Raw genomic sequence first — 5,483 nt, 5'->3', positions numbered from 1 at the left:
ATTCTTCTTTAGATTTTACAACATCTGGTCCAAAAACTTTATCAAACAATTCTTGGTTTACTTCACCAAGTTCAGTGATGTTCACCTCTTCAATAGTAAAAATTACATCAATTTCTAACCCGTGAATTGCATCATGATCAACACCTAAAGCGCCCATTAATTTATGGTCATCATCAAAAAGTCCTTTTGTGTTTAATTCAACAACATCTCCAACTTTTTTCCCAATTAATTTCTTTTGGTTTGCTTTTCCTTTTACTGAAGCTAATTCAATAGTAGATTTTTTGTTAATTTCTTTTTCTTCATTAACAAAAGTACCTGTAATATTTACACCTTTTTCAACAACCTCTTTAGAAATTATTTTTCCGTAACGTTTTTGAATATTTTCAACCTCTTTTTCTAATAATTCCTTATCAGCAATAATATTGTATTGTGTAATTTTCTTTTTTTCGTCTAATTTAACATCAAATTGTGGTGCTAAACCTAATTCAAATTCAAATGAGTAATCTTCTTTATCCCAATTAAAATCGTCTTGCATTCTTGGTAAAGGATTTCCTAGAATGTCTAATTTTTCTTCAGTTAAAAAATTATTTAATGATTCTTGAAGTAATTTATTAACCTCATCAATCATGATAGATTTTCCGTATTGTTTTTTTACCATTCCCATTGGCACTTGTCCTTTTCTAAATCCTGGGATATCAGCTTTTTTACGGTAATCTTGTAAAATTGTTGCTACTTTTTCTTGGTAATCGGCAGCTGAAATTTCAACTTTCACTACTGCATTTAATGCATCAATATTTTCTTTTGTAATATTCATTTTATGCTATTTTATCTTAAATCATTCAAAATTGGGTGCAAAATTACTATTTTTTATACACTTAACAAAGTATTTAACATGTTCAAATTCAACTATTTTTCTTTCTTTTCATTTAATAATGAATATAAAAAAGATTGAAATAATGATAATAGTAAACTAAATAATAAAGCAACCCAAAACCCTGATACAGAGAATCCATCAACAAAATAACCTGCTAACATAATAATTATAGCATTTATCACTAATAAGAATAAGCCTAAAGTGACTATGGTTGCTGGTAATGTTAAAAATATAAGTATTGGTTTTACTGTTACTCGCAATAAACCTAAAACAACAGCCACAATTATAGCACTTGTATACCCATCTGTTAAAGTTACTCCTGGTAAAAAATTAGCTATTACAACTACAGCTAGCGCTGTTAATAATATTCGTAGAATTAATTTCATCTTTTAAAAATTTTAATGAACTTTAAATTTAACTAAAATTATGCCATTTATTGAATTATGCTAAAAAACTGACAACTTCATTGTAAAACTGTATTGGATTTTCAGCATGAAGCCAATGTCCTGCATTTTTGACAGTTACTACATGTGAATTTATAAAATGCGCTGAAATTAATGGAATATCCTCTTTTGTAATATAATTTGAATTTTCTCCACTTAAAAAAAGTGTTTTTCCATCAAAATGCGTAAAAGAAGGTAAGGCCTCTCCTACTTCAACATTGTTTTCGGTTAAACTTTCTAAATTAAATCGGAAAGCTAGTTTCCCTTTTGATTTCCAGTATACATTTTTTAATAAAAATTGAAGAATTTCTTCTTCTTCAATATAAATTCTTAATGCTTCTTCTACTTTTTTCCGTGTAGTATGAAGTGTGAAATTTATCGAGTTCAAACCGGCTAAAATATACTCGTGATGTGGTTTATAATACTTCGGACTAATGTCTGCAACAATTAATTTACTGACTAATTCTGGATAAGTTACTGCAAACTGCATTGTTACTTTTCCTCCCATGGAGTGACCGAGGAGTATTACATTTTTTAAATGATTCTGTTCAATATAAAAGTACAAGTCTTCAACCATTAATTCATAATCAAATTCATCGGAATGAAAACTTCGTCCATGATTTCTTTGATCTATTAAATGTACTTCAAAGTTTATAGCAAACTGAACTCCAAGTGATTTCCAATTATCGCTCATTCCAAAATACCCATGCAAAATGAGTAAAGGTTGTCCGCTTCCTAAAATTGTTGAATGTAAAACTTTCATTTTAGTTTTGAGTTTTGAAATTCTATTTATGAGATTACTGCCTAAGTAGATTTGACAATTATTTAGAACCTAAACCTAATTTATACTTATACATATTAATTACATTCTCTAAACCCAAATACAACGACTCTGCAATTAAAGCATGACCTATCGAAACTTCTAATAAATTTGGAGTGTTTTCAGCAAAAAACTGAATATTGTCCAAACTTAAATCGTGACCAGCATTTACACCTAAGCCAAGTTCAAAAGCTAACAAAGCACTCTCTGTATAGGGTTTAATAGCTTCTTTATTACCAAGACCATATTGTGTAGCAAAATCTTCGGTATATAACTCAATTCTATCAGCTCCCGTATTTGCTGCCGCTTCAATAAGTTTTAAATCGGTATCAATAAAAATGGAAGTTCTAATTCCTTTTAATTTAAATTCAGCAATAATTTCTTTTAAAAAAGATTGATGTTTTAAAGTATCCCAACCTGCATTTGAGGTGATTGCATCAATACTATCTGGTACTAAAGTAACTTGTGTTGGACGAATAGCTAATACCATTTCCATAAATTTCGGTATTGGATTTCCTTCTATGTTAAATTCGGTAGTCACTATTTTTTTTAAATCGTAAGCATCTTGATATCTAATATGACGCTCATCTGGACGTGGATGAATGGTAATTCCCTCTGCACCAAAACTCTCAATATCAGAAGATACCTTTACAACATTTGGAAAATCTCCACCTCTAGAATTACGTAACGTAGCAATTTTATTTACATTTACACTTAACTTTGTCATTGTTAAAAATTATTATTTTTAATTAGTGAGCAAATTTACGAACTAAGAATATGTTTTTGGTTTTATTTTTGATTAATTTGTAGACCAATAAGAAACTGTATGGAAACAACCCCTTACATATTAAATGAATATAAAGCCTTTACACTTGAAACAACGGTGTTAGAAGCAAGATCCTTTTTTAATGAAACTAATTATTGTTGCTTTCCTATAGTTAAAGACAATAAACTTATTGGTTTAATTTCTGAAAATGATGTTCAGGGGATTGATGATAAAAATAAAAGCCTTAATGATTTTAGTTATTTATTTAATTTATTTTTTATCCATGAAAGTGTAAATTTATTAGAAATAATTAACGTTTTCGCTTCAAATGAGACTAATTTAATTCCAGTTTTAAATACTGGAAATGAATACATAGGCTATTACGATTTAATTGAAATATTGCATATTTATAATGAAACTCCTTTTTTAAATAATGAAGGTGTTATATTACTTTTAGAAAAAGAAATTAGAGATTATTCATTTAGTGAAATTTGCCAAATTGTTGAATCTAACAATGGTAAATTATTAGGCATTTTTATTTCTGAATCAAATGCAACTACTGTTAAAATCACACTTAAATTTAGCTCACAAGATATCAATGAAATTATTCAGTCATTTAGGCGCTATAACTATAAAGTGCTATCGAACCATAAAGAAGATTTTTATTTAGAAGAGCTAAAAGACAGAACCAACTATTTACAAAAATACTTAAATATCTAAGAATGAAAATTGCTATATACGGACAATATTATAAAGCTGAAGATAAAAAGTATATTGAAGAGTTAATTAACATCTTAAGTAGCCATAAAATTGAAGTTTACATTGAAAAAAATTATTGTTTAGGACTAGAAGAGCATCTTAAAATTACAAATGTTAAAACCTTTGAATCTTATAAAGAGCTTAATAATTCATTTGAATTTATGTTTACCATTGGTGGAGATGGTACTATTTTAAGAGCTGTAACTTTTGTAAGAGATTCTAACATTCCTATTGTTGGGATAAATACTGGTAGATTGGGATTTTTAGCAACTGTACAAAAAGAGGAAATATCAACTGCGGTTGAATTATTATTAAAAAAACAATTTGTAATAAAAGAACGTTCCTTATTAAGTGTAACTACATTGCCCGAAATTGAAAGTTTAGCTTCTCTAAATTTTGCACTAAACGAAGTTTCTGTAAATAGGAAAAATACAGCTTCTATGATTACAATTGAAACTTATTTAGATAATGAATATTTAACTTCGTATTGGGCAGATGGATTAATTATTGCAACACCAACTGGTTCTACAGGATATTCATTGAGCTGCGGAGGGCCTATAATTATACCACAAGCTAAAAGTTTTGCAATAACACCTATTTCGCCACACAATTTAAATGCAAGACCATTAGTAATTCCTGATGATACAATTGTTAAATTTAAAGTGAGCGGTAGAGAAGATAAATTTTTCTTATCACTAGATTCAAGAATTACAACCATAAATAGCAACACTGAAGTATCCATAAAAAAGTCTGATTTTAACCTTAGAATGGTAGAAATTGAACAGCAAACTTTTATTAAAACACTTAGAGAGAAATTACTTTGGGGACAAGACACTCGAAATTAAGTATAAATCGTTTTTATTAAAAAGTAGTTCACTGAAACTACAATATTTTCATTTATAAGCAGTTTATCAAAAAAGACTTTGATTAACTTCAAAAAACGACTATAATTATATATATTTGCGAGCTATTTTATTTATGAAAAGACTAGTTTTATTTATTATATTCAGCTGTATCACAATTACTTCCGAAGCACAAATCAACGAAGTTGGTATTTTTGTTGGTGGTAGTAATTATATTGGAGACATTGGTCCTGAATATTATGTAAATCCGAACAATATTATGGGTGGATTTATCTATAAATGGAATATGAACCCTAGAATTGCACTTAGAGGAACATTTACCTACGCCCAAATTTCTTCAGATGATGCTGATGCTACAAATCCAGGAAGATTGAAAAGGAACCCCCATTTAAGTTTCAATAACAGCATTAAAGAATTGGCTGTAGGATTAGAGTTTAATTACTTTGAATACAATTTAAACGATTTCAGAAAAACTCATACACCTTATTTATTGTTTGAAATAGTTGCTTTTAATTATAAGACAGTAAGTTCTGAAACCGCCCCTCAAGAATATGAATATAGTTCAAAAACTTCCTTTGCTATTCCTTTTGGTATTGGATATAAAACTAAATTATTTGGCGATTTAGCTATAGCACTAGAAATAAGAGCCCGTTATACTTTTGAAGATGATTTAGATTATAACAACACTAATATACCATCTCTAACTTTTGGAAACCCAAACAATAACGATTGGTATGTTTTAAGTGGTATATCACTAGTTTATTCATTTGGGAGACCTCCTTGTTATGCAACACCACGTTAATGGAACAATTAAAATCTCAAATAGCTAAAAACCCAGTACCAAATCATATTGCCGTAATTATGGATGGTAACGGCCGTTGGGCTAAATTGAAAGGGAAACCAAGAGTTTTTGGACATAAAAATGGCGTAACGTCGGTTAGACAAGTTATTGAAGGTT

Annotated in this window: 8 protein-coding genes; 4 read left to right on the top strand and 4 right to left on the bottom strand. The window is 28.8% G+C overall.

Annotation, left to right across the window (positions count from 1 at the left end; genetic code table 11):
• From Q0352_RS05505 to Q0352_RS05490, 4 genes are all read right to left on the bottom strand, one after another.
• On the bottom strand, window positions 1-814 hold an 814-nt coding region (locus Q0352_RS05505; protein ID WP_299524833.1), incomplete at its 3' end, for a trigger factor family protein.
• A 92-nt stretch (window positions 815-906) separates the two neighbouring features.
• Window positions 907-1,260 carry a phage holin family protein gene (locus Q0352_RS05500; RefSeq protein WP_299524830.1) on the bottom strand — a complete coding sequence of 118 codons (354 nt, stop codon included), beginning with the start codon at window positions 1,258-1,260 and terminating at the stop codon, window positions 907-909.
• A 55-nt stretch (window positions 1,261-1,315) separates the two neighbouring features.
• On the bottom strand, window positions 1,316-2,080 hold the full coding sequence (locus Q0352_RS05495; RefSeq protein WP_299524827.1) for an alpha/beta fold hydrolase: 765 nt from the start codon (window positions 2,078-2,080) through the stop codon (window positions 1,316-1,318).
• A gap of 58 nt (window positions 2,081-2,138) precedes the next feature.
• Window positions 2,139-2,864: a pyridoxine 5'-phosphate synthase gene (locus Q0352_RS05490; RefSeq protein WP_299524824.1), complete on the bottom strand. Its 726-nt coding sequence runs from the start codon at window positions 2,862-2,864 to the stop codon at window positions 2,139-2,141.
• A gap of 99 nt (window positions 2,865-2,963) precedes the next feature.
• On the opposite strand from Q0352_RS05490, the gene Q0352_RS05485 reads away from it, so the two are divergent.
• From Q0352_RS05485 to Q0352_RS14765, 4 genes are all read left to right on the top strand, one after another.
• A complete protein-coding gene (locus Q0352_RS05485; RefSeq protein WP_299524821.1) occupies window positions 2,964-3,623 on the top strand; it encodes a CBS domain-containing protein in 660 nt (219 codons plus the stop codon).
• 2 nt (window positions 3,624-3,625) lie between these two features.
• A complete protein-coding gene (locus tag Q0352_RS05480) occupies window positions 3,626-4,507 on the top strand; it encodes an NAD kinase (RefSeq protein WP_299524818.1) in 882 nt (293 codons plus the stop codon).
• A gap of 133 nt (window positions 4,508-4,640) precedes the next feature.
• Window positions 4,641-5,327 (top strand): DUF6089 family protein, encoded by a 687-nt coding sequence (locus Q0352_RS05475; protein ID WP_299524815.1) that lies wholly within the window; start codon window positions 4,641-4,643, stop codon window positions 5,325-5,327.
• A partial coding sequence (locus Q0352_RS14765; RefSeq protein ID WP_367274599.1) for an undecaprenyl diphosphate synthase family protein occupies window positions 5,327-5,483 on the top strand: 157 nt, incomplete at its 3' end. The genes Q0352_RS05475 and Q0352_RS14765, both read left to right, overlap by 1 nt.

It is taken from the genome of uncultured Lutibacter sp., from assembly GCF_937891065.1.
In the GTDB taxonomy this organism is placed as follows: Bacteria; Bacteroidota; Bacteroidia; order Flavobacteriales; family Flavobacteriaceae; genus Lutibacter.
Note: the sequence above shows the minus strand (reverse complement) of the source record. Positions and strands in the feature narration are given on the sequence as shown.